The sequence below is a fragment of the Microbacterium sp. NPDC056057 genome, from assembly GCF_042266945.1.
Taxonomy (GTDB): Bacteria; Actinomycetota; Actinomycetes; order Actinomycetales; family Microbacteriaceae; genus Microbacterium; species Microbacterium trichothecenolyticum_C.
The window spans coordinates 273,771-300,454 of record NZ_JBHJWS010000002.1; the positions used below are offsets into that span (position 1 = coordinate 273,771).

Annotated in this window: 27 protein-coding genes; 9 read left to right on the forward strand and 18 right to left on the reverse strand. The window is 70.6% G+C overall.

Annotated features, from left to right (window positions below):
• Window positions 1–4 precede the first annotated feature (4 nt).
• Both ACFC1K_RS09095 and ACFC1K_RS09100 read left to right on the forward strand, forming a co-directional pair.
• The gene (locus ACFC1K_RS09095) at window positions 5–676 is read left to right on the forward strand and encodes a VOC family protein (protein WP_375871359.1); all 672 of its coding nucleotides are present in this window, start codon (window positions 5–7) and stop codon (window positions 674–676) included.
• Between the two features lie 68 nt (window positions 677–744).
• Window positions 745–951, forward strand: a complete 207-nt coding sequence (locus tag ACFC1K_RS09100; RefSeq protein ID WP_310289165.1) for a three-helix bundle dimerization domain-containing protein — start codon at window positions 745–747, stop codon at window positions 949–951.
• A gap of 49 nt (window positions 952–1,000) precedes the next feature.
• Here the strand turns inward: ACFC1K_RS09100 and ACFC1K_RS09105 are convergent, their stop codons facing one another.
• The 5 genes from ACFC1K_RS09105 to ACFC1K_RS09125 form a co-directional block, all read right to left on the reverse strand.
• A complete protein-coding gene (locus ACFC1K_RS09105) occupies window positions 1,001–1,594 on the reverse strand; it encodes a GNAT family N-acetyltransferase (RefSeq protein ID WP_310289162.1) in 594 nt (197 codons plus the stop codon).
• A gap of 3 nt (window positions 1,595–1,597) precedes the next feature.
• Window positions 1,598–1,963, reverse strand: a complete 366-nt coding sequence (locus ACFC1K_RS09110) for a hypothetical protein (RefSeq protein ID WP_310289159.1) — start codon at window positions 1,961–1,963, stop codon at window positions 1,598–1,600.
• Between the two features lie 84 nt (window positions 1,964–2,047).
• A complete protein-coding gene (locus ACFC1K_RS09115; protein ID WP_159845939.1) occupies window positions 2,048–2,254 on the reverse strand; it encodes a dodecin family protein in 207 nt (68 codons plus the stop codon).
• Between the two features lie 149 nt (window positions 2,255–2,403).
• A complete protein-coding gene (locus ACFC1K_RS09120; RefSeq protein WP_375871806.1) occupies window positions 2,404–3,873 on the reverse strand; it encodes an NAD-dependent succinate-semialdehyde dehydrogenase in 1,470 nt (489 codons plus the stop codon).
• 241 nt (window positions 3,874–4,114) lie between these two features.
• Window positions 4,115–6,034: an FAD-binding monooxygenase gene (locus ACFC1K_RS09125; protein WP_375871360.1), complete on the reverse strand. Its 1,920-nt coding sequence runs from the start codon at window positions 6,032–6,034 to the stop codon at window positions 4,115–4,117.
• A gap of 125 nt (window positions 6,035–6,159) precedes the next feature.
• Between ACFC1K_RS09125 and ACFC1K_RS09130 the strand changes: the two genes are divergently transcribed.
• On the forward strand, window positions 6,160–6,873 hold the full coding sequence (locus ACFC1K_RS09130; protein WP_375871361.1) for an IclR family transcriptional regulator: 714 nt from the start codon (window positions 6,160–6,162) through the stop codon (window positions 6,871–6,873).
• 105 nt (window positions 6,874–6,978) lie between these two features.
• Here the strand turns inward: ACFC1K_RS09130 and ACFC1K_RS09135 are convergent, their stop codons facing one another.
• On the reverse strand, window positions 6,979–7,287 hold the full coding sequence (locus ACFC1K_RS09135; protein WP_310289148.1) for a hypothetical protein: 309 nt from the start codon (window positions 7,285–7,287) through the stop codon (window positions 6,979–6,981).
• A 151-nt stretch (window positions 7,288–7,438) separates the two neighbouring features.
• Between ACFC1K_RS09135 and ACFC1K_RS09140 the strand changes: the two genes are divergently transcribed.
• Window positions 7,439–9,091 carry a thiamine pyrophosphate-binding protein gene (locus ACFC1K_RS09140; RefSeq protein WP_375871362.1) on the forward strand — a complete coding sequence of 551 codons (1,653 nt, stop codon included), beginning with the start codon at window positions 7,439–7,441 and terminating at the stop codon, window positions 9,089–9,091.
• A gap of 39 nt (window positions 9,092–9,130) precedes the next feature.
• Here ACFC1K_RS09140 and ACFC1K_RS09145 read toward each other — a convergent pair whose 3' ends face one another.
• From ACFC1K_RS09145 to ACFC1K_RS09195, 11 genes are all read right to left on the reverse strand, one after another.
• Window positions 9,131–9,892, reverse strand: coding sequence for an enoyl-CoA hydratase/isomerase family protein (locus ACFC1K_RS09145; RefSeq protein WP_056370710.1), 762 nt, complete (start codon window positions 9,890–9,892; stop codon window positions 9,131–9,133).
• A gap of 10 nt (window positions 9,893–9,902) precedes the next feature.
• Window positions 9,903–11,099 (reverse strand): 1,2-phenylacetyl-CoA epoxidase subunit PaaE, encoded by a 1,197-nt coding sequence (gene paaE, locus ACFC1K_RS09150; protein ID WP_375871363.1) that lies wholly within the window; start codon window positions 11,097–11,099, stop codon window positions 9,903–9,905.
• Entirely contained in the window at window positions 11,099–11,593 is a 495-nt protein-coding gene (gene paaD / locus ACFC1K_RS09155) for a 1,2-phenylacetyl-CoA epoxidase subunit PaaD (RefSeq protein ID WP_310289135.1), read from the reverse strand. Before paaD ends, paaE begins: the two co-directional genes overlap by 1 nt.
• Window positions 11,587–12,411, reverse strand: coding sequence for a 1,2-phenylacetyl-CoA epoxidase subunit PaaC (gene paaC, locus ACFC1K_RS09160; protein ID WP_310289131.1), 825 nt, complete (start codon window positions 12,409–12,411; stop codon window positions 11,587–11,589). The genes paaD and paaC overlap by 7 nt, the downstream gene beginning before the upstream one ends.
• The gene (paaB, locus tag ACFC1K_RS09165) at window positions 12,408–12,713 is read right to left on the reverse strand and encodes a 1,2-phenylacetyl-CoA epoxidase subunit PaaB (protein WP_310241776.1); all 306 of its coding nucleotides are present in this window, start codon (window positions 12,711–12,713) and stop codon (window positions 12,408–12,410) included. The genes paaC and paaB overlap by 4 nt, the downstream gene beginning before the upstream one ends.
• A complete protein-coding gene (paaA, locus tag ACFC1K_RS09170; RefSeq protein ID WP_310289126.1) occupies window positions 12,713–13,687 on the reverse strand; it encodes a 1,2-phenylacetyl-CoA epoxidase subunit PaaA in 975 nt (324 codons plus the stop codon). The genes paaB and paaA overlap by 1 nt, the downstream gene beginning before the upstream one ends.
• Before the next feature lie 70 nt (window positions 13,688–13,757).
• Complete coding sequence (gene paaK, locus ACFC1K_RS09175; protein WP_375871364.1) at window positions 13,758–15,068, reverse strand: phenylacetate--CoA ligase PaaK; 1,311 nt, start codon at window positions 15,066–15,068, stop codon at window positions 13,758–13,760.
• 20 nt (window positions 15,069–15,088) lie between these two features.
• Window positions 15,089–15,514: a hydroxyphenylacetyl-CoA thioesterase PaaI gene (gene paaI, locus ACFC1K_RS09180; RefSeq protein ID WP_375871365.1), complete on the reverse strand. Its 426-nt coding sequence runs from the start codon at window positions 15,512–15,514 to the stop codon at window positions 15,089–15,091.
• Window positions 15,511–17,628, reverse strand: a complete 2,118-nt coding sequence (gene paaZ, locus ACFC1K_RS09185) for a phenylacetic acid degradation bifunctional protein PaaZ (RefSeq protein WP_375871366.1) — start codon at window positions 17,626–17,628, stop codon at window positions 15,511–15,513. Before paaZ ends, paaI begins: the two co-directional genes overlap by 4 nt.
• Window positions 17,625–18,479, reverse strand: a complete 855-nt coding sequence (locus tag ACFC1K_RS09190) for a 3-hydroxyacyl-CoA dehydrogenase family protein (RefSeq protein ID WP_375871367.1) — start codon at window positions 18,477–18,479, stop codon at window positions 17,625–17,627. Before ACFC1K_RS09190 ends, paaZ begins: the two co-directional genes overlap by 4 nt.
• Entirely contained in the window at window positions 18,479–19,213 is a 735-nt protein-coding gene (locus ACFC1K_RS09195; RefSeq protein ID WP_375871368.1) for an enoyl-CoA hydratase/isomerase family protein, read from the reverse strand. Before ACFC1K_RS09195 ends, ACFC1K_RS09190 begins: the two co-directional genes overlap by 1 nt.
• 113 nt (window positions 19,214–19,326) lie before the next feature.
• On the opposite strand from ACFC1K_RS09195, the gene ACFC1K_RS09200 reads away from it, so the two are divergent.
• Complete coding sequence (locus ACFC1K_RS09200) at window positions 19,327–19,935, forward strand: TetR/AcrR family transcriptional regulator (protein ID WP_375871369.1); 609 nt, start codon at window positions 19,327–19,329, stop codon at window positions 19,933–19,935.
• Between the two features lie 125 nt (window positions 19,936–20,060).
• On the opposite strand, the gene ACFC1K_RS09205 is transcribed toward ACFC1K_RS09200, so the two are convergent.
• Window positions 20,061–21,446, reverse strand: a complete 1,386-nt coding sequence (locus ACFC1K_RS09205; protein WP_375871370.1) for an MFS transporter — start codon at window positions 21,444–21,446, stop codon at window positions 20,061–20,063.
• Window positions 21,447–21,642: 196 nt separating this feature from the next.
• Here ACFC1K_RS09205 and ACFC1K_RS09210 point away from each other — a divergent pair, with 196 nt between their 5' ends.
• Genes ACFC1K_RS09210 through hpaD form a run of 4 tightly spaced genes read left to right on the forward strand, consistent with a single transcriptional unit; the run spans window position 21,643 to window position 26,611 of the window.
• Complete coding sequence (locus tag ACFC1K_RS09210) at window positions 21,643–23,124, forward strand: fumarylacetoacetate hydrolase family protein (protein WP_375871371.1); 1,482 nt, start codon at window positions 21,643–21,645, stop codon at window positions 23,122–23,124.
• Window positions 23,121–23,810: a GntR family transcriptional regulator gene (locus ACFC1K_RS09215; protein WP_310289106.1), complete on the forward strand. Its 690-nt coding sequence runs from the start codon at window positions 23,121–23,123 to the stop codon at window positions 23,808–23,810. Before ACFC1K_RS09210 ends, ACFC1K_RS09215 begins: the two co-directional genes overlap by 4 nt.
• Window positions 23,811–23,867: 57 nt before the next feature.
• On the forward strand, window positions 23,868–25,400 hold the full coding sequence (hpaE, locus tag ACFC1K_RS09220) for a 5-carboxymethyl-2-hydroxymuconate semialdehyde dehydrogenase (protein ID WP_375871372.1): 1,533 nt from the start codon (window positions 23,868–23,870) through the stop codon (window positions 25,398–25,400).
• A 44-nt stretch (window positions 25,401–25,444) separates the two neighbouring features.
• A complete protein-coding gene (gene hpaD / locus ACFC1K_RS09225; protein ID WP_375871373.1) occupies window positions 25,445–26,611 on the forward strand; it encodes a 3,4-dihydroxyphenylacetate 2,3-dioxygenase in 1,167 nt (388 codons plus the stop codon).
• Window positions 26,612–26,684: the final 73 nt, after the last annotated feature.

Consider the following 26,684-nt stretch of genomic DNA (forward strand, 5'->3'; position numbering starts at 1 on the left):
CTCCATGGGCGAATCGGCGGACGGGTCCGACGCGATCTCGGCGGCGGGGTTCCATCGGGCGCCGGGCGTCTCCGACTGGCGGGTCACCGGCACGGGGCCGCAGGCGGTCTTCACCGCGACCTCTCTGTCCCACGCCGCCGGGCTCGTCGCCCCGATCGTCGCCGCCGCCGAGCGATTCGGCCTCCGACCCGACATCGACGTGCGTCCCGAGGGCGTCGTCGTGCGCATCCCGTACGCCGGCCCGGAGGGCATCCCCGCCGCAGCCGTGGAGTTCGCGGCCGCCGTGTCGGAGGCCGCCGCTGATCAGCGCCTGACCCCCGACCCCTCGCGCGCACAGTCGATCGGCATCTACGTCGCACAGCACTCCGGGGCCGACGTGCGCCCCTTCTTCACCGCGGCGCTCGGCTATGAGGACGTGGGCGACACGGATGCCGCGGATCCGATGCGCTGCGGACCGCAACTCGCCTTCAACCCGATCACCGGGGACTCGCCGTCGAGGGGCCGGACGCACTTCGACATCTTCGTGCCGGCGGATCAGGCCCAGGCCCGCGTCGACGCCGCGCTCGCGGCCGGCGGGCGACTCGCCGACGACTCCCACGCTCCGGCCTGGTGGTCTCTCGCCTCGCCCGACAACCACGGCGTCGACATCGCGTCGTGGACCGACACGTACGACTGATCCGCGCCGCCGACACCTCGATCCTCGCCTGCTTGACGAGAGCCGAGGGCGAAGAGCACCCTGAGCACATGACCCGTGAGCTCGCGGATGAGGATCAAGCCCTCTCCGACGTCGTGGACCGGCTGGAAGAGCGGTTCCCCTCGAGAGATCGTTCCGAGATCGAGCGCGCCGTCGCCGACGCGCACTCGCACTTCGAGCGCGCGAAGGTGCGCGACTTCGTCCCCGTGCTGGTCGAGCGTGAGGCACGCGCCCGGCTCGAGCATCCGATCCAGTAGTCCGCCCGTGCGGCGTCCTCTCGCCTACCGGGCCCCGTGCGAACCGGCGTCAGGCGCCCGCCGGCGCGATCGTCTTGCGCATCACGGTCTTGTTCTTGCCGATGTGGCGCTCGAACGTGAACCCGGCCTTCTCGAACATGGCCCTCGTGCCGTTGTGGAGGAACGACGACGACGTCTTCTTGCCGACCGGGAGCTCGTTGGGGAACGAGACCACCTCGCCGCCTCCCGCCTGCGCGATCAGTTCGAGCGCACCGTCCAACGCCTCCCGCGCGACTCCCGAGCGCCGGTGGTCGCGGTCGACGAAGAAGCAGGTGATGCGCCACGGCGCCGGGTTCGTCTCGCCCGCGTCGTACTCCTTGCGGTGATAGATACCGGGAAGCTCGGACGGACTGCCGAACTCGCACCACGCGATCGCGTCGTCGCCGTCGAAGACGAGCGCGGCGTGCGCGACGCCCTCGTCCACGAGCCGCTGTTTGAACGTCGGGCGGTCGTACCCGCTCTTGACGGTGTGCTCGGTGTCGCCGTGGAAGTACGAGCAGTAGCACCCGCCCCAGACCCCGTTGTGCTTCTGCGCGAGCGCCAGCCACGCGGGAAACGTCTCGGGAGTGAGCGGCCTGATCACGTGCGACGTCGCCAGGGCCACGTCCTACCGCCCCGACCGCACGGCGGTGATGATGCGCGCCAGCGCCCAGCCGGCGGCGGACACAAGAGGGACGCTCACCATGATCATGGCCACCGGGTTCGGCTGGAACTTCGGCCCGTTAGGGCCGTTCACATACGCGCCGATGGGCAGCACGTAGCCGCCGCCGCCCCCGCCGCTTCCTTCGCCCTCACCCTCGGGCAACCCGCCGCGCGCCGGCCACTTGCCGGATCCGCCGCCACCGCCGAACCCGAAGATGACCAGTGCCGCGGGCGTCACCTGCCGCCCGCCGACATCGATGGTCTCGCCGAACGCCATCTTCGCGCCCCATGATGGCGCGGACTTCGTCAGACTCTCGACCGGTGACTCCATCAACGACTCCTCCGCTTCGGTCCGCACACGCTGACACCCAACATAGAGAGCCCTGCGGAGCGCCACCAGAGGCGTCGCGACGGGTCACTCCGGCGCGTACTTGAACGACAGCTGGATCCGCGAACGGAACAGCAGCGCACCGTCGTCGCCGACGACGACGTCCTGCTTCGTCACTTCGGCGATGCGCAGATCGTGCAGCGATCCCGACGCGGTGCTGATGGCTTCTCGGGCGGCCTCCTCCCAGGACGAGGCACTCGTGCCGATGACGTCGATCACTCGGTAAACGCTCATCTTGACCCCACATCGCTCGATGCCGACACGACCATAGTGATCCCGGTCGCGCCTGTATGGAAGGGGTGCACCTCGACCGGGAGAACGGGGAGAGCGGATGCCCCCTCCCGGGGCATCCGCTCTCCTCATGTCATCGATTCAGGCGTGGGTCAGAACGGGTTCGGCGTCAGCGTGTACTTGGTCTGCAGGTACTCGTGGATGCCCTCGGCGCCGCCTTCGCGGCCCAGGCCCGACATCTTCCAGCCGCCGAACGGCGCTGCCGCGTTGGAGACGACGCCCATGTTGAGGCCCATCATGCCGGTCTCGAGGCGCTCGATCATGCGCTGGCCGCGCGCGAGGCTCTCGGTGAACACGTACGAGACGAGTCCGTACTCGGTGTCGTTGGCCAGACGCACCGCGTCGTCCTCGTCGTCGAACGGGATGATCGCGAGCACCGGCCCGAAGATCTCCTCGCGAAGGATCTCCGACCCCGGCTGCACGTCGGTGACCACGGTGGGCTCGTAGAACGTTCCGGGCCCGTCGACGGCGTTGCCGCCGGTGCGCACCTGCGCGCCGCGCGCGACGGCGTCCTGCACGAGCTGCGCCGCCTTCGCGACCGCGCGGTCGTCGATGAGCGGGCCGATGGTGACGCCCTCCTCGGTGCCGCGGCCGATCGTGAAGCCGTTCACGCGCTCGGTGACGCGACGGGCGAACTCGTCGGCGACGGAGCGGTGGACGATGAACCGGTTGGCGGCGGTGCAGGCCTGGCCGATGTTGCGGAACTTCGCCGCGATCGCGCCGTCGACCGCCTTGTCGAGGTCGGCGTCGTCGAACACCACGAACGGGGCGTTGCCGCCGAGCTCCATCGACGTGCGCAGCACGCCCTGCGCGGCCTGCTCGAGGAGGCGCTGACCGACCTGCGTCGACCCGGTGAACGACAGCTTGCGCAGGCGCGGGTCGCGGATGATCGGCTCCGACACGGCGCCCGAGGTCGAGGTCGTGAAGACGTTGACGACACCGGCGGGTACCCCGGCGTCCTCGAGCAGCTTCGCGAACGCGAGCGTGGTGAGCGGGGTGAGCTCGGCGGGCTTGATGACCACGGTGCAGCCGGCGGCGAGCGCGGGCGCGATCTTGCGTGTCGCCATCGCCAGCGGGAAGTTCCACGGGGTGATGAGGAAGCAGGGGCCCACGGGGTGCTGCGACACGATCATGCGGCCGGTGCCCTCGGGGTTCGCGCCGTAGCGGCCCTGCACGCGCGCGGTCTCCTCGCTGAACCAGCGGAGGAACTCGCCGCCGTAGGCGACCTCACCGCGAGCCTCGGCCAGGGGCTTGCCCATCTCGATCGTCATCAGCAGCGCGAAGTCCTCTTTGCGCTCCTGCAGCAGGTCGAACGCGCGCCGCAGGATCTCGGCGCGCTGCCGCGCCGGCGTCGCCGCCCATGCCGGGAAAGCGTCGACAGCCGCGTCGAGGGCCGCCTTGCCATCCTCGGGCGACGCGTTCGCGATCTCCTTGACGATCTCGCCGTTCGAGGGATCGTAGACCTTCAGCGTCTTGCCGCCGGATGCCTCACGCCACTGCCCGCCGATGAACAGCCCGTCGGGGACGGACGCCAGCAGCTCGGACTCACGGGTTTCGGTGATCGTCGTGGTCACGGGGACTCCCTTGTCGGTGGACGGATGCCTCGGCACCCTCTTCGATCGTTGGTCTGGGGCTATTCTGCCCGCGGCGGCCCTTGCCGACCGATGTACATCTTGTACAGTTCGATGTCATGATTCGCCCGCCTGCACAGCGGTTGCGACTCTCGCGTGCTTCCTCATTCGAGGTCGAGGGCCGAGATGGGGACCGGACTCGGGCCGCGACTCCTCATCTCGGCTCTGCTCCTCAATTGAGGACGGGCGCGAGCGCCGGAGCGTGCTGGTCGACGAAGGCGCCGGCGAGGAACGCCGACAGCTCGTCGGTCGCCCCGAGCGGGAGCACCGCGGCGACGTACTGGTCGGGCCGCACGACGACGACCACGCCGTCGCGCGACAGGCCACGCTCGTCGAAGATGTCAGTGCTCGTCCAGGCGCTCGGCGCGGCCGCGTAGACCTTCTCCCAGTCCGTGAGCCCGAGCGGGCCCGTCTTCGGCAGGAACGGCGCGGGCACGCGGGTGATGTCGACGTCCTCGTGCGGCTGCTGATAGATCACCTTGACGTCGAACACGGCGTCGACGTCGGCGCCTTCCGGCGTGAAGCGCTGCACCGGGGACTCGGGCGAGGCGATGAACGCGGCCCAGTCGGAGAGGACGGATGCCTCCCCCGCCGCGGGCGCGTCGGCGAAGGCGTAGATCCGCCAGCGGCCGTCGGCCTTCGCGTGGTGGCCGAGGTGCACCGGGTTGCCGTCGCAGACGCGCACGACCTCCGCGGACTTGAACCGCTTGCCCAGCGGGAACCCCTCGGCGAGCGCCTGGTGCGCAGCATCCGTCACGATCATCGACGCGCCGTACTGCGTCATGAATCCCGACGGGAACTCGGCGGTTCCGAGGTAGAAGGTGGCGAGTTCCTGCGGGTCGGAGATCTCCTCGGGCTTGCGGGCCATGAGGGTCGACCACTCGCGGTCGAAGTCGATGAGCTGCTGGGCGACCGGCTGCCGCTCGGCGGAGTACGTCGAGAGGAGGGACGCGGGGCTGAGGCCGGTGAGGACGTGCCCGAGCTTCCAGCCGAGGTTGAAGCCGTCCTGCATCGAGACGTTCATGCCCTGGCCGGCCTTGGCGCTGTGCGTGTGACACGCGTCGCCGGTGAGGAAGACGCGGGGGTCGTGGCCCTGGTCGACGTCGACGTCGTCGAACTTGTCGGTGACGCGGTGGCCCACCTCGTAGACGCTGTGCCACGCGACCTGCTTCACGTCGAGCGAGTACGGGTGGAGGATCTTGTTCGCCTTGGCGATGACCGCGTCGATCGGCGTATGGCGCACGCGGTGGTCGTCGCCCTTCGCGACCTCGCCGAGGTCGACGTAGACGCGGCAGAGGTAGCCGCCCTCACGCGGGATCAGGAGGATGTTGCCGGCCTCGGAGTTGATCGCGCACTTGGTGCGCCAGTCCGGGAAGTCGGTGTTGACGAGCACGTCCATGACGCCCCAGGCGTGCGCCGAGAACGCGCCGACATGCCGGCGGCCGATCGCCTCGCGCACCCCGCTGCGCGCGCCATCGCAGCCGACCACGTACTTCGCGCGAACGGTGCGCTCCTCGCCCGCGCGCTCCCCCGCGACGTGCCGCACACGCACCTCGACCGGGAACTCGCCGCCGTCGTGCACCGTGAGGCCGACGAACTCGATGCCGTAGTCGGGCAGGATGCGACCCGGACCGTGGGCGGCGGCCTCGGCGAAGTAGTCGAGCACGCGCGCCTGGTTCACGATGAGGTGCGGGAACTCGCTGATCTTGAACGCGTAGTCCTCCGTGCGGGCCGTGCGGAGGATGTTGTCGGGGTTCTCGGGGTCAGGCCCCCAGAAGTTCATCCACGCGATGTTGTAGGCCTCCGCGACGATGCGCTCGGCGAACCCGAATGCCTGGAACGTCTCGACGCTCCGCGGCTGGATCCCGTCGGCCTGCCCCAGGACGAGGCGTCCCTCGCGACGTTCGATCATCCGGGTCGTGACCCCCGGGAACTGCGACATCTGGGCGGCAAGGAGCATGCCGGCGGGGCCGGAGCCCACGATGAGGATGTCCATCTCGTCGGGCAGTTCGGCCGGGCGGTCGATGCCGGTGCCGGCGGCGTCCTGCACGCGCGGGTCGGCGGAGACGTAGCCGTGGTGGTGGAACTGCATCGGTGTCCTCCTCGGACGACGGTGTCGAGGGCTCGTGGCCTGGGGCTTGCCGACGAGCGAAGGCGTGTTCTATATTCGAACACACCGTTCTACTATTGAACAGATCGTATACGAAGGGATGTCGCATGACAAGGCCGGAGAGCACGACAGTGCCCGCGTCGCAGACGCTGAGCCGCGGCATCCGGATCCTCGAAGTGCTCGCCGACGCACGCGGCCCCCTCTCCATCGACGAGATCGCGACGCGGCTGGAGGTGCATCGTTCGGTGGCCTACCGCCTCCTTCGCACGCTCGAGGACCACGGGCTCGTCGAGCGTGACGCCGCCGGCCGCATCGAGCTGGGCGCCCGTCTCGCCGCCCTCGCCGCGGGCGTCGCGCACGACCTGCAGGCCGAGGCGCTCCCCGAGCTCACCGCTGTCGCGGGCGACCTCGGCGTGACCTGCTTCCTCGCGGTGCTCGACCACGAGGAGTGCGTCACGCTCTCGAGCGTCGAGCCGCGCCACGCCGTGAACCCTGTCGCGCAGCGGCCGGGCACGCGGCATCCGATCACGCGCGGTGCCCCGGGCAAGGCGATCCTGTCGTTGCTGCCGACGTCGTCGTGGCCGACCGGTGTGTCACCGGAGCTGGCGGCGGAGGTGACGGATGCCGCCACCCGCGGCTTCGCGACGAGCCACGACGAGGTCATCCCCAGCCTGCGAGCGGTCGCCGTGCCGCTCGTCGTGCGCGGGCGCGGGCCCGCGGCGATCGCGGTCGTGTTCGTCGCGAGCGCGCACACCGACGAGGAGATCGCCGCGCGTCTCACCCGATCGGCGAGTGCGATCCGCGACGCGCTCGGCGGCTGAGGCGGGACCCGGCGGCGAAACTCCACGGATCTGTCGCAAGTCCGCCCGTCATCGTCAGCGACGCCACGCGATCGCGCGGATCCGTGGAGTTCTGCAGGGTGGCGCTCAGCCCGCGGTCGGGTACTCGGTCACGAGGCGGATGTTGTACTCCGCGACGCGCTGCGGCACCCCGGCGAACGCCTCGGCCCGCGACTCGGACGCCAGGTACTCCTTCTCGAGGGCGACGAACGCGTCCTCGTCGCCGGGGGCGCTCACCGCCCACACGAACTCGTTCGTCTCGGGAAGGCCGTAGGCGAACTCGATCGTGAAGCCGGCGGCGGGCCGCACCCGCGGCATCCACTCGTTCCACCACGCGACGAAGGCGTCGTACTCCCCGTCGACGAGCGTGTACCGGCGGAGCTGAGTCGTCTTCATGACTCCCATCCTGCCCGAAGACCTATACTCATCACGTCCGGTGGCACCGTCGCCCGCCGGTGCTCGAAAAATGGGCACGCAGCGCGCACGCGCGAGACACATACGGCTCTCGATCCGTTCCGTCTCGAAAGGCATCGCCATGTCTCCTGCCATGAGCACCGTCTCGGCGCACGTCGCCCTCACCCTCGCCCACCACATCGATCACGTCTTCGGCGTGATGGGCAACGGCAACGCGTACTTCCTCGACGCGCTCGAGCGCTCCACCGACGTGCACTTCACCGCCGTGCGCCACGAGGCCGGCGGCGTCGTCGCCGCCGATGCGTACCACCGCGCCTCCGGGCGGCTCGCCGCCGCGACCGCGACGTACGGCGCCGGCTTCACGAACACGCTCACCGCCCTCGCCGAGGCGGTGCAGGCGCACGTGCCGCTGGTGCTCGTCGTCGGCGACGAGCCGACGTCGGGCCCGCGCCCGTGGGACGTCGACCAGATCGCCCTCGCATCGGCCGTGGGCGCGCGCACCTATACCGTCGGGCGGGCGGATGCTGCGGCCACCACCATCATCGCCATCGAGCACGCGCTCACCTACCGGGTGCCGACGGTGCTCGCGATCCCCTACGACGTCGCAGCACGTGACGCCGGCCCGCTTCCCGAGGCTCCGGAGCCGCGTCTTCCCGCTCCCCTCGTGCCCGCGGGGCCCTTCGCCGAGGGTGCGGTCGAGGGACTCGTCGCGGCGCTCGCCTCTGCCGAGCGACCGTTCCTGCTCGCGGGTCGAGGAGCGTGGATCTCGGGCGCCGGCGAGGCCCTCGGCGACGTCGCCGACGCGGTCGGAGCCGTCACGGCCTCGACCGCGCTCGGGCGCGGAATCTTCCCGCGCGCCGAGTTCGACCTCGGCGTCACCGGCGGCTTCGGAGCAGAGGGCGCCATGGAACTCGTCCGCGAGGCCGATGTGGCCGTCGTGTTCGGGGCGTCCCTCAACCAGTTCACGATGCGCTTCGGCGACCTGTTCGCACCCGGCACCCGCGTGTTCCAGGTCGACATCGCGCCCGCCGCGACCCACCCACACGTGGGCGGCTACGTGCGCGGCGACGCCGCGGTCGTGGCCCGTGCCGTCGCCGACGGCCTGCAGGCGCGCGGCGGCGCGGCGAGCGGCTGGCGCGAGTCCGTCGACCTCATGCCGCTGCGCGCATATGAGGCAGGAGACGGCGTCGCACCCGATGGGCGACTCGACCCGCGGACCGTCGCCGCGCGCATCGGCGCGCTGCTGCCGGACGACCGGATCGTCGTCTCGGACGGCGGCCACTTCATCGGCTGGGCGAACATGTACTGGCCGGTCGCGTCGCCCGATCGCATGACGATGGTCGGCACGGCGTTCCAATCGATCGGCCTCGGCTGGCCGTCGGTGCCCGGCGCTGCGCTCGCGAAGCCGTCGGCGACCGTCGTGCTGACGACGGGCGACGGCGGCGGGCTGATGGCCCTGGCCGACCTCGAGACCGCCGTGCGGGTCGCCGGCGGCCGTGGCCTCGCCGTGGTCTGGAACGACGCCGCCTACGGCGCCGAGATCAACCTCTACGGTCTCAAGGGCCTCGCGAAGGAGCCGATGCTCATCCCCGAGGTCGACTTCGCCGCGCTCGCTGCCGGCGTCGGCGCCGAGGGCGTCGTCGTCCGCACCCTGGCGGACCTCGACCGGCTCGCGGAGTGGGCGGCCGAGCCCGCAGCATCCCGTCGCTTCCTCGTCCTCGATTGCCGCATCTCAGGATCGGTGATCGCGCCGTATCAGCGCGAGATCATCCGAGTGAACTCGTAGCCCCGGCGGACTCGTCGCGCATCCCAGGGCGCGGGCGACCTACTCCCCCGTGAAGTCGGGCTTGCGCTTCTGCTGGAAGGCGGCGAAGCCCTCGCGGTAGTCGGCGGTGCTGCGCAGCGCTTCCTGGCCGCGGGCCTCTTCGGCCAGAGCGTCCCACAGGCGCTCGCCGCGCAGACGAGCGATCAGCCGCTTCGAGGCGACGAAGGCAGCAGTCGGTCCGGCCGCGGCGAGCGCTGCGCGCTGCAGCGTGAAGTCGAAGACCTCCTCGACGGGCATCGCGCGGCTGAACAGGCCGGCCGCCACAGCCTCGGCACCCGACATCATCGCGCCGGTGTAGATGAGATCCAGCGCCCGGTGAGCGCCGAGCCGTTCGTACAGCAGGGCGTGGCCGCCCGAGTCGAGCATCGCGCCCAGGCTCGCGAACGGGGAGCCGATCTTCGCGTCGTCAGCGACGTAGACGACGTCGGTCGCGATCGCGAGGCCGAGCCCCACGCCCAGGCACGCGCCGTGGACAGCCGCGAACGTGGGCGCCGGGAACGCGGCGATCCGCCGCATCAGCGTCTCCACGCCCGCGAGGTACTCGGGCACGTCGTCGGTCACCGGGTCCACGCCCGCGATGTCGCGGCCGGCGCAGAACGCCCGGCCCTCGGCGCGCAGCACGAGGGCACGCACCCCGGACTCCTCCGCGCTGCGGTACGCGGCATCCATCTCCCCCAACTCCCGCAGCGAGAGCGCGTTGAGCTTCGCGGGCGCGTTGAGGACGACTTCGGCGACGTCGCCCGTGATGGTCAGTTCGATCATGGCGTTCCTCCTAGACGTCGTAGTCGACGACGACGGTATCGGTCGTCGGGTGCGACTGGCAGGTGAGCACGTATCCGCGCTCGAGTTCGTCGGGCTCGAGCGCGTAGTTCTCGGTCATCGTGACCGAACCCTGGAGCAGGCGCGCACGGCACGTGCCGCAGACGCCGCCGGCGCACGCGAACGGCACGTCGGGCCGCACGCGCAGCGCCGCGTTGAGGATCGACTCGTGCGCGGCGACAGGGCTGTCGACGGCCTGCGACTGCCCGTCGAGGGTGAACTCGATGCGGCGCACCGGCTCGTCCTTCGCGACGAACACCGGGCGCCCGGCCGACGGCTCGGCCCGCTCCCCCTCGCCCGTCGTGAACAGCTCGTAACGCACATGCGCGGGGTCGACGCCGATGTCGGCGAGGGTGTCGCGGCACAGCTGCACGAGTTCGAACGGCCCGCACAGGAACCATTCGTCGACGGTGTCGGGCAGCACGAGGTCGCCGAGGATCCGCCGCAGCCGCGGCTCGTCGATGCGGCCCGACAGCAGCGGGGCGGTGCGCTGCTCGCGAGAGAGCACGTGGTGCAGCGCGAGCCTGGTCGGATAGCGGTCCTTGAGGTCCGAGAGCTCGTCGAGGAACATCACGTCGAGGCTCGAGCGGTTCGTGTAGACGAGCGTGAACCGCGACGTGCGCGACCGCGCGAGCACTGTCGCGGCGAGCGCCATCAGCGGCGTGATCCCCGACCCCGCGGCGATCCCCGCGACATGCGCGTCGTCGAGGTCGGCGAGTTTCGAGGTGAACGTGCCCTGCGGGCTCATCACGTCGATCTCGTCACCGACCTTCAGCTCTGTCTGCGCCCACGTCGAGAACCAGCCCCCCGAGTCGCGCTTGATCGCGACGCTGATGGTGCGCGGCCCATCACCCGCGCCACCGGCGTCCTCGGCGCGGCACAGCGAGTACGAGCGGCGCACCTCGTGGCCGTCGAGGACCTTCCGCAGCGCGACGTGCTGGCCCGCGAGGTAGTCGAACGCGTCCCGCGACTCCTCGGGGATCGCGAAGGTCACCTCCACCGAGGCATCCGTGAGCGGCCGCACCGCCGCGACTCGCAGCGTGTGGAACCGTGCGCGATGCTTGGCGCCGCGCGGGCCGCCGACCGCGGTGGTGAGCAGCGTCTCGGCGATGCGCTCGTTGTCGCTCGCCTCGACGGCGTCGGGCCGCATCAGTGGACCTTGAAGTGGTCGAAGGGCTCGAGGCACGCGCGGCACTCGTACAGCGCCTTGCACGACGTCGACCCGAACCGCGCGAGCTCACGCGTGTCGAGCGACCCGCAGCGCGGGCAGCGCACCGAGAGCTGCAGTCGGATCGGCCCGCTCACCGCGGCACGCCCGGTGGGCGGAGCGATGCCGTACTCGACGAGCTTGTGCTTGCCGGCATCCGTCATCCAGTCGGTGGTCCACGCGGGGGCGAGCACCAGTCGCACGTCGATGTCGTCGAAGCCCGCCGCCGTGAGGGCGAGCACGACGTCGTCGCGGATCGCGTCCATCGCAGGGCATCCCGAGTACGTCGGAGTGATCGTGACCGTCACACGCCCGGCGTCGACCACGACGTCGCGCAGCACGCCGAGATCCTCGATCGTGAGGACGGGAACCTCGGGATCGAGAACGGATGCCGCGACCTCCCACGCGCGCTCGGCCGTTGCCGTGACGGTCACCATGTCGCCCCCGGGTGCTGCCGGGCGAGCACCTGCATCTCCGCGAGCAGGTAGCCCAGCGTCGGGAAGTGCGACCCGTGACGCCCGCCGGCGGACGACATGGGAGTCGTTGGCACCTCGAGCTCGGCCTCGGCGAAGACCGCGGAGATCACGGCCTCGAATGCCGGCAGCAGCGTCGACGGCCGCACGGCGACCCCGTCGAGGCGCTCGATCAGCGGCTCGTCACGGAACAGCTCGCCCACGTACGGCCACACATCCCCGATCGCGCGGATCATACGTCGGCGCGACTCGTCAGTGCCGCCCGCGAGGCGGAGCGTCCACTGCACGGCGTGGTCGCGGTGGTACTCGACCTCCTTGACCGCTTTCGCGGCGATCGCAGCGAGAGTCTCGTCGGACGATCTCTGCAGCGCCGTGTACAGCTCGAACAGGTACACGGATGCTGCCAGCTGACGCGCGATCGTCTGCGCGAAGTCTCCGTTGGGCTGCTCGAAGAGCCAGGCGCTGCAGAAGTCCGGCTCGTCGCGCCAGTAGGCGAGGTCGTCCTCGGTGCGGTCGTCATAGGTGCCGGCGTAGCGGAGGAAGGAGCGCGCGTGCCCGAGCAGATCGAGCGCGATGTTCGCCAACGCGACGTCCTCCTCGAGCTCGGGGGCGCGGGCGATCCACGCGCCGAGCTGCTGCGACAGCACGAGCGCGTCGTCGCCGAGCCACAGTGCGTACTCGGCGACGTCCGCCGTCGCGGCGCGCCCCTCGGCACCGGCCAGCTCGGCCGACAGCTCGATGTGCTCGACGGTCACCTCGCCGTGGGGAAGATCCTGGGTCACAGGTGAGGCACCCCCTCCGACGCCGTGTAGTACGTGGCGTGGCGGTAGTTCTTGCCCGCGGGGCTCTCGAAGAACGCGCCCTTCGAGTCGGGGTCGCTCGTCGTGATCGCGTCGGCGGGCACGACCCAGATCGACGTGCCCTCCCCTCGGCGGGTGTAGAGGTCGCGGGCGTTGCGCAGCGCGAGCTCGGCATCCGGGGCGTGGAGCGAGCCGGCGTGCACGTGGCTGAGCCCGCGGTTCGCGCGCACGAACACCTCCCACAGCGGCCACGACTCGCGCGGCGAGGTGCCTGGAGTGGCCATCACGCAGCTCCCTTCATCGCCGCGGACTCACGCAGCTGCTGCTTGCGGGCGTACTCGGCGGCGGCCTCGCGCACCCACGCGCCCTCCTCGTGGGCGTTGCGGCGGTTGCGGATGCGCTCCACGTTCATCGGCCCACGGCCGGCGAGCACCTCGTGGAACTCCGTCCAGTCGATCTCGCTGGTGTGCCAGCGCTGCCCCTCTTCGTCCCACCGCAGCTCGGGGTCGGGAAGGGTCACGCCCAGCACCTCGGCCTGGGGCACCAGCATCCCGATGAACCGCTGCCGGAGGTCGTCGTTGGAGAAGCGCTTGATCTTCCACGCCATCGACTGCGCCGAGTTGGGCGACTCGTCGTCAGGAGGCCCGAACATCATGAGCGACGGCCAGTACCAGCGGTTCACCGCATCCTGAGCCATCTCGCGTTGCGCGGGCGACCCCTGCATCAGCGTCAGCAGGATCTCGAACCCCTGCCGCTGGTGGAACGACTCCTCCTTGCAGATGCGCACCATCGCCCGGCCGTACGGACCGTACGACGCGCGGCAGAGCGGCACCTGGTTGCAGATCGCGGCGCCGTCGACGAGCCAGCCGATCGCGCCCATGTCGGCCCACGTCGGCGTCGGGTAGTTGAAGATCGACGAGTACCGCGCGCGGCCCTCGATGAGCTGCTCGGTCATCTCGTCGCGCGTGATCCCGAGCGTCTGCGCCGCGGAGTACAGGTACAGGCCGTGACCCGCTTCGTCCTGCACCTTCGCCATCAGGATCGCCTTGCGCTTGAGGCTCGGCGCACGCGAGATCCAGTTGCCCTCGGGCTGCATCCCGATGATCTCGGAATGCGCGTGCTGCGAGATCTGCCGGATCAGCGTCTTGCGATACGCCGCCGGCATCCAGTCCCGCGGCTCGATGCGCGAGTCCGCCTCGATGATCGCGTCGAACGCCGCCTGCTCGGCGGCCTCGTCGATCAGCACCTCGGTCGTCATCATCGACTCCTTATTTACAGACCGTTCGTTCAGTAAGTCTACTACGGCGACGGATGCCGCAGCCCGGGGTTCAGCGCAGGTCGTAGACCCGCTTGTACTTGCCCTCGCTGCGCGGCAGGGCCCCGGGTTCCTCGAGCCGCACCGCGACCGTCGAGCCGATGTGCGTCTTGATGCGCTGCGCGAGCACCTCGGCGGCCGCCTCGCACGTCTCACGGGAGAGGTCGGGGTGGCGCTCGATGCGCACCGCCATGGCGTCGAGCGTGCCCTCGCGGGTGAGCTCGATGACGAAGTGCGGCGTGAGCGTCTCGATGCCGAGCACCAGCTCCTCGATCTGCGTCGGGAAGATGTTCACGCCGCGGAGGATGATCATGTCGTCGTTGCGCCCGGTGATCTTCTCCATGCGCCGCATGCCCGGTCGGGCGGTGCCGGGGAGCAGCCGCGTGAGGTCGCGCGTGCGGTAGCGCAGCACCGGGAACGCCTCCTTCGTCAGCGACGTGAACACCAGTTCGCCGCGTTCGCCGTCCGGAAGCGGCATCCCGTCGTCGTCGATGATCTCGGGCAGGAAGTGGTCCTCCCACAGGTGCGGGCCGTCCTTGGTCTCGACGCACTCGTTGCCGACGCCCGGCCCCATGACCTCGCTGAGCCCGTAGATGTCGACGGCGTCGACGCCCATGCGACGCTCGAGCTCGGCGCGCATCTCGTTCGTCCACGGCTCGGCGCCGAGGATCGCGACCGTGAGCGAGGTCGAGGCCGGGTCGATCCCCGCCGCCACCATCGCGTCGGCGATCGTCAGCAGGTAGCTCGGCGTGCACATGATGACGTCGGGCTCGAAGTCGCGGATCAGCTGCACCTGGCGCGCGGTCTGCCCGCCCGACATCGGGATCACGGTCGCGCCCAGACGCTCGATACCCGCGTGCGCGCCGAGGCCGCCGGTGAAGAGGCCATAGCCGTAGGCGTTGTGCACCTTCATGCCGGGCCGCACGCCGCTGGCGCGCAGCGACCGGGCGACCAGTGCGGCCCAACGATCGAGGTCACCCTGCGTGTAGCCGACGACCGTCGGTCGGCCCGTCGTGCCGGACGAGGCGTGAATGCGGCGCACCCGATCCATCGGCACCGCGAACATGCCGAAGGGATAGGTCTGGCGCAGGTCCTCCTTCGTCGTGAACGGCAGCAGGTGCACGTCCTCGAGCGAGCGGATGTCGCCGGGCGCGACGCCGGCGTCATCGAGCTTGCGCGTATAGAGCGGCACGTTCTCGTAGGCGTGCCGGACGGTCCATTGCAGCCGTTCGAGCTGCAGCGCCCGGATCTCGTCGCGCGACATCCGCTCCTCGGGATCGAGCGTGTCGGTGGGGGCTGCCCGGTTCGCTGTCATCGTCGACATCTCGCCTCTTCCTCGTCGGGTCAGTCGGTGGGGTGGGTGCGCCGGGTCGTCAGCGACCGACCGCGGAACTCGGCGACCACGTCGCCGGTCTCGTCGGTCACTGTGACGTCGTAGAGGCCGTTGCGGCCCGAGAGGATGCGGCGCCGCGCATGCGCGGTGAGGGTCTGACCGGCGTGCGTCGCCTTGAGGAACGAGATGTCGGCGCCGGCGGCCACCGTCACGTCGTCGTCCTCGTTGCAGGCCATCGCGAACGCGGTGTCGGCGAGCGCGAACACCATGCCGCCGTGCGTGATGGCGAAGCCGTTCGTCATGTCGTCGCGCACACGCATCGATACGACGGCCTCGCCGGGTTCGTCGCGCTCGACGACCATGCCGAGCGCGGCCGACGCACGATCGCGCTGCAGCATGCGGCGCTGGCCCACGAAGTGCGCGGCGGGGTCGCTCACGACGTCACCCCTTCGGCCTCGGCAGGAACCGATGCCTCGGCCGCAGCATCCGACTCCGCCGCCGTCTTCGCGACCAGCGTGAGGACGTCGTACGTCGCGACGATCTCGTCGCGCTGGTTGAGGATGACGGCGTCCCACCGCACCTCGCCGTACTCGTCGGTCTCGCGGGGCGTGATCTGCTTGGCCGTGAGCACCACGCGGATCTCGTCGCCGGGCGACACGGGGGTCATGAACCGGAGGTTCTCGAGGCCGTAGTTGGCGAGCACGGGGCCCGGCTCCGGGTCGACGAAGAGCCCCGCCGCCCACGAGACCAGCAGGTAGCCGTGCGCCACGCGGCCCGGGAAGAACGGGTTGGCGGCGGCGGCCTCTTCGTCCATGTGGGCGTAGAAGAGGTCGCCGGTGAAGTTCGCGAACGTCTCGATGTCGTCGAGGGTCACGGGGCGCAGGGGCGAGGCGATCTGGTCGCCGATCGCGAGTTCGGCGAGCGACTTGCGGAACGGGTGACGATCGGATCGGGATGCTGCGCCCTGATGCCACACGCCGGTCAGAGCCGTGAGCATCGCCGGCGAGCCCTGCACCGCGGTCCGCTGCATGTGGTGCAGCACCGCGCGGATGCCGCCGAGCTCCTCGCCGCCGCCGGCGCGGCCGGGTCCGCCGTGCACGAGGTGCGGCACGGGCGCGCCGTGTCCCGTCGAGGTGCGCGCGTCGTCGCGGTCGAGGAACAGCAGGCGCCCGTTGTACGCGGCCGTGCGCGCGAGCAGCGTCGCGGCGACCGCCGGGTCGTTCGTGGCGACACTCGTCACGAGCGACCCGCCGCCGCGGCCGACGAGGTCGGCGGCCTCGTCCACCGTCCGGTAGACGATCACGCTCGCCACGGGGCCGAAGGCTTCGACGTCGTGCACCGCGTCGGGAAGCGCGTCGGCCACACCGTCGAACCCGATCACGATGGGCGTGACGAAGGCTCCGTCGGGAGCGGGACCGGTCGAGCCGTCGGCGAGCGTCACGTCCGGGGCTTCCGTCGTGCCGAGCAGGATGCGGCCGCCTGCGGCCTCGAGCGCACCCACGGCGCGCAGCACCTCGTCGCGCTGCGCGAGCGAGACGAGCGGGCCCATCGTGACCCCGTCGGCGTGGGGGTCGCCCACGACGACACGTTCGGCGATCTTGTCGCGCAGGGCGGAGACGAGCGGCTCGACGGCGCCCTGCGGCACGATGGCGCGACGGATCGCGGTGCATTTCTGACCCGCCTTCGTCGTGAGCTCGACCATGAGCTGCTTGACGTACGCATCGAACTCGGGCGTGCCCGGGACGGCGTCGGGGCCGAGCACCGACGCGTTGATCGAGTCGGTCTCGCTCGTGAACCTGACGCCCGGGGCCGCCTGCTCGCGAAGTCGGGATCCGGTCGACGCGCTCCCGGTGAACCCGACGAGGTCACCGAGCCCGAGGTGGTCGAACAGCCCCGGCACGGCACCGCTGACCAGCTGCAGCGAGCCGGCCGGCAGCTTCCCGGTCTCGACGAGGATCCGCACCCATGCCTCGGCCACGTACGCCGTCGGCGTCGCGGGCTTCACGATCGTCGGCACGCCCGCGAGGAACGCCGGGGCGAACTTCTCGAGCGCGCCCCACATCGGGAAGTTGAAGGCGTTGATCTGCACGGCCACGCCGGGGAGCCGCGTGTACACGTGGCGCCCGAGGAACGAGCCGTCCTTCGATAGCGGTTCGACCGGGCCGTCGAGGTACACCTGGGCGTTGGGCAGCTCGCGCCGCCCCTTCGACGAGTAGGTGAAGAGCACGCCGATGCCGCCGTCGACGTCGCTGAGCGAGTCGCGCACCGTGGCGCCGGCGCGCTTGGACAGCTCGTAGAGCTCCTCCTTGCGCGCAGTCAGCGCGATGCCGAACTCCTTCAGCAGCAGCGCACGCTGGTGGAACGTCAGCGCGCCGAGGCTCGCCTGGCCGACCGTCCGTGCGTGGGCGATCGCTGCGCCGAGGTCGATGCCGTCGGTGCTGACGAGCGTGACGATCTCGCCGGTCGACGCGTCGCGCACTTCCGTCGCGCCCGGCGCGGAGGCGGGAGCCCACCATGCGTCGCGCAGGTAGCTGGGGAGGATGTCGGTCACTTGTCACTCCATTCGTAGAAGCCGCGACCGGTCTTTCGGCCGAGATGTCCGTCCGCGACGAGGCGCCTGAGCAGTTCCGGGGGCGCGAAGCGCTCCCCGAGTTCGCGATGCAGCTCCTCGGCGATGCCGAGGCGCACGTCGAGGCCGACGAGGTCGGTCGTCCGGAGGGGACCGACCGGATGCCGGTACCCGAGCTCCATCGCCGCGTCGATGTCGGCGGCCGAGGCGACGCCCTCCTCGAGCATGCGGATCGCCTCGAGCCCGAGCGCGACACCGAGCCGGCTCGATGCGAAGCCCGGGCTGTCGCGCACGACGATCGGCGTCTTGCCCAGCGCCGCGATCCAGCCCTTCGCCGCGTCGACGAGCGTGGCATCGGTCGCGGTCCCGGCGACGACCTCGACGAGCTGCGACGCCGGCACGGGGTTGAAGAAGTGCAGCCCCAGGAAGCGCGCGGGCCGGTCCAGACCGGATGCGAGGTCGTCGATCGAGATGGACGACGTGTTGGTGGCCAGGGCCGCCTCCGGCGCGAGTACGCGCTCCGCACGCCCGAGGGCGTCGAGCTTGAGCTCCCGATCCTCCGGAACCGCCTCCACCACGAGGCTGCAGCCGGCCAGAGCCGCAGCATCCGTCGCCGTCTCGATCGCCGCGACGAGAGCGTCGAACCCGCGATCGGTGGTGCCCCGCTCGACGCTGCGACGCACGCTTTCGAGAAGCCGAGCGGATGCTGCCCCCGCCGCCTCGTCGTCACGCTCGACCACGACCACGTCGGCCCCGGCGAGCACGAACGCGTGAGCGATGCCCGCACCCATGCGCCCGCCGCCGATCACCCCGACCCGAGTGGGAACGCCCATCAGCGCTTCCTCTCGAGGAACGCGGTCATGCGGCGGTCCTTCTCGGGGCTCTCGAAGAGCTGCGCCTGCAGCTCCAGCTCGATCTCGGGGTGCGCGGCGCGCGGGGCGAGGAGTGCCGTCTTCGTGTGGCGCGTCGCGAGCGGATCGTTGCGCGCGATGCGGTCGGCGATCGCGTGAGCGGCGGGCAGGAGGTCGCCCGGCTCGAACAGCGACGACACCAGGCCCCACTCGACGGCGGTGTCGGCATCCAGGATCCGTCCCGTCAGCAGCAGCTCTGCGGCGCGCGCCTCGCCGACGATCTCGGGCAGGCGCCAGGTCGCACCGGCGGCCGCGATGATGCCGAGGCCGGTCTCGGGGTTGCCGATCTTGAGGCTCGGCGAGCCGATGCGGATGTCGGCCGCGTACGCGAGCTCGGCGCCCCCGCCGAGGGCGTAGCCGTCGATCGCCGCGATGACAGGCATCGGGAGGTTCCGCACCCGGGTGAACGCGCGGGTGTTGATCCCCCGGCGCGCGTCGGCGGCGCGGCGCTGGCGCAGCTGGGCGATGTCGGCGCCCGAGGCGAACACACCGTCGGAGCCCGTGAGGATGAGCGTGCGCGGCTCGCGCTCGAGCTCGCCGCACAATTCGTGCAGCCGGTCGATGGTGTCCTGGTCGATGGCGTTGCGCACCTCCGGCCGCGACAGCGTCGCGACGACGCGGTCCTCGCGGCGCTGGATCTTCAGCGGCTCAGGCATCCGTCCTCCTGCGTCCGCCTCTTCGCGGATCGGCGCCCATATTACCTGATCGATCGTTCAGTAATATCCTCGTGTTGCGCGGCGCCGACGCCGACGGGTGCGAGACTGGGCGCATGTCCGCGAGCACCGACGCATCCCCCGCGCGACGCGGCCGCCCCGGCTACGACCGCGATCAGGTGCTCGCCGTCGCCGTCGCCCTCTTCAACGAGCAGGGGTACGACGCGACGTCCGTCGCCGACCTCGCCTCACGCCTGGGCCTCACGAAGTCGGCGCTGTACCACCACTTCGACTCGAAGGAGCAGCTGCTCGCGCTCGCGCTCGACGAAGCGCTCGACGGACTCGAGGGCGTGCTCGACCAGCCCGAGGCGTCCATCGGCGACCCGGCGGAGCGGCTCGGCGCGGTGCTGCGGGGCGCGGTGCTCGTGCTCGTCGACAAGCTTCCCTACGTGACGCTCCTCCTGCGCGTGCGCGGCAACAGCGACGTCGAACGCGCCGCCCTCGAGCGGCGGCGCGCGTTCGACCACCGCGTGACCGCTCTCGTGACCGAGGCGCAGCGCGCGGGTCAGGTGCGCGCCGACGTCGACGGCGCCGTGACCACGCGCCTCGTCTTCGGCATGGTCAACTCGATCGTCGAGTGGTACCGGCCGGGCGGGGCCGTCGACCGCGAGCGCCTCGCGCACGACGTCGTCGCCGTGGCCCTCGACGGCATGCGCACCCGCTGAGACGCACGGATGCCACACACCCGAGCCCGCACAGGGCTCAGGGACGCGGCATCCATCCCCCACTGCTCACCTGTCACGAACGGCCGGCCGGACCGGCACATCGTGACAGGTGAGCGGAAGGGGGATCAGGCCTTCGAGAGGCCGTAGATCGGGCTGACCGACTGCTCGGCCTCGTGGTCCGGGCCGAGCGGGATGCCGGAGCGGTCGCGCAGAAGCAGCGTGGCGATGAGGCCCACGACGGTCATTGCGGCGAGGTACCACGTGACGGAGACCGTGGAGCCGGTCGCCTGCACGAGGGCCGTCGCGATGGTCGGGGCGAACGCGCCGCCGAGGATCGCGCCGATCGCGTACGAGATCGAGACACCCGAGAAGCGGATGGATGCCGGGAACAGCTCGGAGTAGAGCGCGGCCTGGGGTCCGTACGTGAAGCCGAGGCCGATCGTGAGGATCGCGAGACCCAGGAAGAGCAGCCAGATGCTCCCGGTGTTCACGAGCGGGAACAGCAGGAAGACACCCACGAGCTGCAGGATCCAGCCGATGATGTACGTCGTGCGGCGACCGATGCGGTCGGAGATGAAGCCGGCGGCCAGCGTCGACAGCAGCCACGTGACCGCCGAACCCGCGACGGCCCACAGCACGGGTCCTCGCTCGAGGGCGAGCGGGCCTTCCGGGTTGGTCGAGTAGCCCTGGATGTATCCGCCCGTGGTCATGTAGCCGACGGCGTTGTTGCCGGCGAACACCAGCGCGGCGATGAACACGAGGAGCAGGTGCTTGCGGAAGAGCGTGATGATCGGCATCCGCGCCTTCTCCTTGCGCTCGGCGAGCTCCGCGAAGACCGGACTCTCCTCGACACGGCGGCGGACGTAGTAGCCCACGAGGATCAGCACGACGCTGAGCAGGAACGGCACGCGCCAGCCCCACACGAGGAACGCGTCACCGGGGGCGATCATCGCCATGAGCGCCATGACGCCCGAGGCGAGCAGCAGGCCGAGCGGCACGCCGATCTGCGGCGAGGCGCCGAACGCGCCGCGCCGCGTCTGGGGAGCGTGCTCGACGGCCATCAGGACCGCCCCGCCCCACTCGCCGCCGGCGGAGATGCCCTGGATGATGCGCAGGAACACGAGCAGGATCGGCGCCCAGACGCCGATCGCGTCGTATGTCGGCAGGAATCCGATGAGGGCGGTGGCGGCGCCCATCAGGATCAGCGTCCACATCAGCACGACCTTGCGGCCGTACTTGTCGCCGAAGTGCCCAGCCAGGAAGGCGCCGAGCGGGCGGAAGAGGAAGCTCACACCGACGGTCGCGAAGGCGACGATCGCGCTGTTGGCGCCGAGCGGTGCGAAGAACAGCTGGCCGAAGACCAGGCCGACCGCGGTCGCGTAGATGAAGAAGTCGTACCACTCGACGGTCGTGCCGACGACGGTCGCGAACACGACGCGGCGTCGGTCCGTGGTGGACGCGATGGTTCCGGTGGGGGTGAACCCTGCTGTGGGTCCTGAGGTGCTGCTCATGGTGACTCCTGTGTCGGGGGCTGACGACATCGTCGCCGGCGAACCGTTGGGGAATGGTTGCCGGATGCTGCACGATCATATACGATTTCGAATACGACGCAACAGGTCGCTTCGAGTAAGGGAGCTCATGGACGAGATCACGGTCCCCACGCCTTCTCCACACGCCGCTGGCGCGTCGCGCGGAGCCTCCGGGCGCGTGGGCCCAACCGCAGACCGCCGTTTCGCGGCGCTTCCCGGCCGCCCCGGCAAGATCGTCGCCATCCACCTCAGCTACGCGTCGCGAGCGGATCAGCGCGGGCGGCGGCCGCAGCATCCGTCGTACTTCTTTAAGCCGTCGAGCTCGGTCGCGGCGTCGGGCGACACCATCGAGCGTCCGGAAGGCACCGAGCTGCTCGCCTTCGAAGGCGAGATCGCGCTCGTGATCGGCACCCCGGCCCGCCGCGTCGGACTCGCCGACGCGTGGGACCACGTCGCGTGGGTGACGGCCGCCAACGACTTCGGCCTCTACGACCTGCGCGCGAACGACAAGGGCTCGAACGTGCGCTCCAAAGGCGGCGACGGCTACACGCCCGTCGGCCCGTCGCTCATCGACGCCCGCATCATCGACCCCGAGGCGCTGCGCGTGCGCACGTGGCTCAACGGCGAGATCGCGCAGGACGACACGGCCGCGGGCATGATCTTCCCGCTCGCTCAGCTCGTGGCCGACCTGTCGCAGCACTTCACGCTCGAGACCGGCGACGTGATCCTCACCGGCACGCCCGCCGGCTCGTCGGTCGCGGAGCCCGGTGATGTCGTCGAGGTCGAGGTGGACGTTCCGGGCGGCCCGTCGTCGGGACGACTCGTGACGACGGTGGTGCAGGGCTCGGCCGCCTTCGACGCCGAGCTCGGATCACTGCCTGCCGTGGACGACCTGCAGCGCACGGAAGCCTGGGGCTCTCGCGAGGCGGCCGGACTGCCAGCGGTCGACTCCGCGACCCCGGCCCTCTCCCCCGAGCTGCGCGCGAAGCTCGAGGCCGTGCCCGTGGCGGGACTGTCGGCCCAGCTGCGCAAACGAGGGCTGAACAACGTGCACGTCGACGGGGTGCGCCCCCTCCATCCCGAGGCGAAGCTCGTCGGCATCGCCCGCACGCTGCGCTTCGTGCCGAACCGCGAGGACCTGTTCGCGTCCCACGGCGGCAGCTACAACGCACAGAAGCGCGTGTTCGACGCCGTCGGCGACGGCGAGGTCGTCGTGATCGAGGCGCGCGGCGAGGCCGGCTCGGGCACGCTCGGCGACATCCTCGCGATCCGTGCGCACGCCCGCGGCGCCGCCGGCATCGTCACCGACGGCGGAGTTCGGGATGCTGCGGCCGTCGCCGCGGTCGGCATCCCGGTCTATTCATCCGGCGCGCACCCCGCGGTGCTGGGTCGCAAGCACGTGCCGTGGGACGCCGACGTGACGATCGCGTGCGGCGGCACGACCGTCCAGCCCGGCGACATCATCGTCGGCGACGCAGATGGGGTCGTCGTGATCCCGCCGCGCATCGCCGCGGAGATCGTCGATGCCGCCCTCGCCCAGGAGGACGAGGATGCCTGGATCGCCGACCGCGTCGCGGAGGGGCATCCCGTCGACGGGCTCTTCCCGATGAACGCCGAATGGCGCGCGAAGTACGACGCCCGAAAGGAAGGCCGCGCGTGAGCCCGACCGAAGCCGACACGCTCAGCAAGTCGCAGCAGGCGTACCGCTGGATCAAGGAGCGCATCGCGAACCAGGAGTTCACGCCGGGCTACCGGCTCGTGCTGGGCAGTATCGCCGGCGAGCTCGACATGAGCGTCGTGCCGGTGCGCGAGGCGATCCGCCAGCTCGAGGCCGAGGGGCTCGTCACGTTCGAGCGCAATGTCGGCGCCCGGGTGTCGATGGTCGACGACTCGCAGTACCGGTACAGCATGCAGGCGCTGTCGATCCTCGAGGGCACGGCGACGGCGCTGGCCGCGCGCCGGCTCACCGCCGACGACGTCCGCAACGCCCGGCGCATCAACGAGCTCATGATCGAGACGCTCGAGCACTTCGACCCGCGCGCGTTCACCGCGCTCAACCAGGAGTTCCACGCCGCGCTCTTCGAGAAGTGCGCGAATCCGCGGATGCTCGACCTCGTGCACGCCGAGTGGGCGCGCCTCGGGCACCTGCGCGACTCGACGTTCAGCTTCGTGCCCGGCCGCGCCCAGGAATCGGTGCGCGAGCACGAGAACATCCTCGTGCTCATCGAGACCGGGGCTCCTCTCGGCGAGATCGAGAAGGCCGCCCGGCGCCACCGCTCGGCCACCCTCGACGCCTACATGATCCACGAGCACCCCGACGAGGCCTTGGGCCTTCCCGCGTTCTGATCACGGATGCCGCTGCCCGCGGCATCCGTCCCCACAACCTCCGACGAAGGAGCAGCAATGACCGACACCACGACCGTCCTCGCGACCCGGCATGTGCCCGAGGGCCTGCCGAGCCGCATCCAGCACTACATCGACGGCGAGTTCGTCGACTCGGCCGACGGCGACACGTTCGACGTGCTCGACCCGGTGACGAACGCGACGTACGTGCAGGCCGCGGCCGGCAAGAAGGCCGACATCGACCGTGCCGTCGCCGCCGCGCGGCGCGCGTTCACCGAGGGGCCGTGGCCCCGGATGCTGCCCCGCGAGCGCTCGCGCGTGCTGCACCGCATCGCCGACATCGTGGAGTCCCGCGACGCCCGGCTCGCGGAGCTGGAGTCGTTCGACTCGGGGCTGCCGATCACGCAGGCGCTGGGCCAGGCGCGGCGGGCGGCCGAGAACTTCCGGTTCTTCGCGGACCTGATCGTGGCGCAGGCCGACGACGCCTACAAGGTGCCCGGCCGGCAGATGAACTACGTCAACCGCAAGCCGATCGGCGTCGCCGGGCTCATCACGCCGTGGAACACGCCGTTCATGCTCGAGTCGTGGAAGCTCGGCCCGGCGCTCGCGACCGGCAACACGGTGGTGCTCAAGCCCGCCGAGTTCACGCCGCTGTCGGCGTCGCTCTGGGCCGGCATCTTCGAGGAGGCAGGCCTCCCGAAGGGCGTGTTCAACCTCGTCAACGGACTCGGCGAGGACGCCGGTGACGCGCTGGTGAAGCACCCGGACGTGCCGCTGATCTCGTTCACCGGCGAGTCGCGCACCGGGCAGCTCATCTTCGGCAACGCGGCGCCGTTCCTGAAGGGTCTGTCGATGGAGCTCGGCGGCAAGTCGCCCGCCGTCGTGTTCGCCGACGCCGACCTCGACGCCGCGATCGACGCCACCATCTTCGGCGTCTTCTCACTCAACGGCGAGCGCTGCACCGCCGGCTCGCGCATCCTCGTGGAGCGCCCGGTCTACGACGAGTTCGTCAAGCGCTATGCGGCACAGGCCGACCGCGTCGTGGTGGGCTACCCGCACGACCCGAAGACCGAGGTCGGAGCGCTCGTGCACCCCGAGCACTACGACAAGGTCGTCTCGTACATCGAGATCGGCAAGTCCGAGGCGCGCCTGGTCGCCGGCGGCGACCGCCCCGAGGGTTTCGAGACCGGCAACTTCGTGCGGCCGACCGTGTTCGCCGACGTCGCCCCGGACGCCCGCATCTTCCAGGAGGAGATCTTCGGCCCGGTCGTCGCGATCACCCCGTTCGACACCGACGAGGAGGCCCTCGAACTCGCCAACGGCGTGCGCTACGGCCTCGCCGCGTACGTCTGGACAAACGACCTCAAGCGCGCCCACAACTTCTCGCAGGCCATCGAGGCCGGGATGGTCTGGCTGAACTCGAACAACGTGCGAGACCTCCGCACGCCGTTCGGCGGCGTCAAGGCCTCGGGCCTCGGACACGAGGGCGGCTACCGCTCCATCGACTTCTACACCGACCAGCAGGCCGTGCACATCACGCTCGGCCCCGCCCACAACCCCACCTTCGGAAAGGCGGATGCCGCCGGCCACTGAGGGCCGCAGCATCCATCTCCGGAAACCCCACGCAAGGACGCGACATGACCCACCGTGACCAGATGACCCGCACCTCCTCCGGCTTCTACGTGAGCCAGGAGGCGCCGATCCTCTCCGACAACCCGATCCCCACCCCGTCCGTGCCGGCGCCCGACATCCTCCGCTGCGCGTACATGGAGCTCGTCGTCACCGATCTGCTCGCGTCGCGCGAGTTCTACGTCGACGTGCTCGGCCTGTACGTCACCGAGGAGGACGAGAACACGATCTACCTCCGCTCGACGGAGGAGTTCATCCACCACAACCTCGTGCTGCGCCAGGGCCCGGTCGCCGCGGTCGCCGCGTTCTCGTACCGCGTCCGGTCCGCGGAGGACCTCGACAAGGCGGTCGCGTTCTACGAGGAGCTCGGCTGCCGCATCGAGCGCCGCCCCGAGGGGTTCACGAAGGGCATCGGCGACTCGGTGCGGGTGACCGACCCGCTCGGCTTCCCGTACGAGTTCTTCTACGCCACCGAGCACGTCGAGCGCCTGTCGTGGCGCTACGACCTGCACACCCCGGGCGAACTGGTGCGCCTTGACCACTTCAACCAGGTCACCCCCGACGTCCCCCGCGCGGTGAACTTCATGCAGTCGCTGGGCTTCCGCGTCACCGAGGACATCCAGGACGAAGAGGGCACCGTCTACGCCGCCTGGATGCGCCGCAAGCCCACCGTGCACGACACCGCGATGACCGGCGGCGACGGCCCCCGCATGCACCACGTCGCGTTCGCCACGCACGAGAAGCACAACATCCTCGCGATCTGCGACAAGCTCGGCGCGCTCCGCCGCTCCGACGCGATCGAGCGCGGCCCGGGCCGCCACGGCGTCTCGAACGCGTTCTACCTCTACCTGCGCGACCCCGACGGGCACCGCGTCGAGATCTACACGCAGGACTACTACACCGGCGACCCCGACAACCCCGTCGTCACGTGGGACGTCCACGACAACCAGCGCCGCGACTGGTGGGGCAACCCCGTCGTCCCGTCCTGGTACACCGAGGCCTCCCTCGTGCTCGATCTGGACGGCAACCCCCAGCCCGTCATCGCCCGCACCGACGACTCCGAGATGGCGGTCACGATCGGCGCCGACGGCTTCTCGTACACCCGCCCCGACGACAAGGCCGAGGAACTGCCCAGCTGGAAGCAGGGCGAGTACAAGCTCGGCCACCAGCTCTGAGACGTGGCGGCAGAACTCCACGGATCGCTGCGATGGAGCCCGGGTAAGCGGGCATTCAGGTCGTCGGCGATCG

Bases quoted from the DNA above. Each gene is read 5' to 3' on its own strand.
- ACFC1K_RS09095 (WP_375871359.1), top strand. From the start codon at position 5: ATGGGCGAATCGGCGGACGGGTCCGACGCGATCTCGGCGGCGGGGTTC.
- ACFC1K_RS09100 (WP_310289165.1), top strand. From the start codon at position 745: ATGACCCGTGAGCTCGCGGATGAGGATCAAGCCCTCTCCGACGTCGTG.
- ACFC1K_RS09110 (WP_310289159.1), bottom strand. From the start codon at position 1,963: ATGGAGTCACCGGTCGAGAGTCTGACGAAGTCCGCGCCATCATGGGGC.
- ACFC1K_RS09115 (WP_159845939.1), bottom strand. From the start codon at position 2,254: ATGAGCGTTTACCGAGTGATCGACGTCATCGGCACGAGTGCCTCGTCC.
- ACFC1K_RS09125 (WP_375871360.1), bottom strand. From the start codon at position 6,034: ATGCAGTTCCACCACCACGGCTACGTCTCCGCCGACCCGCGCGTGCAG.
- ACFC1K_RS09130 (WP_375871361.1), top strand. From the start codon at position 6,160: ATGACAAGGCCGGAGAGCACGACAGTGCCCGCGTCGCAGACGCTGAGC.
- ACFC1K_RS09135 (WP_310289148.1), bottom strand. From the start codon at position 7,287: ATGAAGACGACTCAGCTCCGCCGGTACACGCTCGTCGACGGGGAGTAC.
- ACFC1K_RS09140 (WP_375871362.1), top strand. From the start codon at position 7,439: ATGAGCACCGTCTCGGCGCACGTCGCCCTCACCCTCGCCCACCACATC.
- ACFC1K_RS09145 (WP_056370710.1), bottom strand. From the start codon at position 9,892: ATGATCGAACTGACCATCACGGGCGACGTCGCCGAAGTCGTCCTCAAC.
- paaE (WP_375871363.1), bottom strand. From the start codon at position 11,099: ATGCGGCCCGACGCCGTCGAGGCGAGCGACAACGAGCGCATCGCCGAG.
- paaD (WP_310289135.1), bottom strand. From the start codon at position 11,593: ATGGTGACCGTCACGGCAACGGCCGAGCGCGCGTGGGAGGTCGCGGCA.
- paaB (WP_310241776.1), bottom strand. From the start codon at position 12,713: ATGGCCACTCCAGGCACCTCGCCGCGCGAGTCGTGGCCGCTGTGGGAG.
- paaA (WP_310289126.1), bottom strand. From the start codon at position 13,687: ATGACGACCGAGGTGCTGATCGACGAGGCCGCCGAGCAGGCGGCGTTC.
- paaK (WP_375871364.1), bottom strand. From the start codon at position 15,068: ATGTCGACGATGACAGCGAACCGGGCAGCCCCCACCGACACGCTCGAT.
- ACFC1K_RS09190 (WP_375871367.1), bottom strand. From the start codon at position 18,479: ATGGGCGTTCCCACTCGGGTCGGGGTGATCGGCGGCGGGCGCATGGGT.
- ACFC1K_RS09195 (WP_375871368.1), bottom strand. From the start codon at position 19,213: ATGCCTGAGCCGCTGAAGATCCAGCGCCGCGAGGACCGCGTCGTCGCG.
- ACFC1K_RS09200 (WP_375871369.1), top strand. From the start codon at position 19,327: ATGTCCGCGAGCACCGACGCATCCCCCGCGCGACGCGGCCGCCCCGGC.
- ACFC1K_RS09205 (WP_375871370.1), bottom strand. From the start codon at position 21,446: ATGAGCAGCACCTCAGGACCCACAGCAGGGTTCACCCCCACCGGAACC.
- hpaE (WP_375871372.1), top strand. From the start codon at position 23,868: ATGACCGACACCACGACCGTCCTCGCGACCCGGCATGTGCCCGAGGGC.
- hpaD (WP_375871373.1), top strand. From the start codon at position 25,445: ATGACCCACCGTGACCAGATGACCCGCACCTCCTCCGGCTTCTACGTG.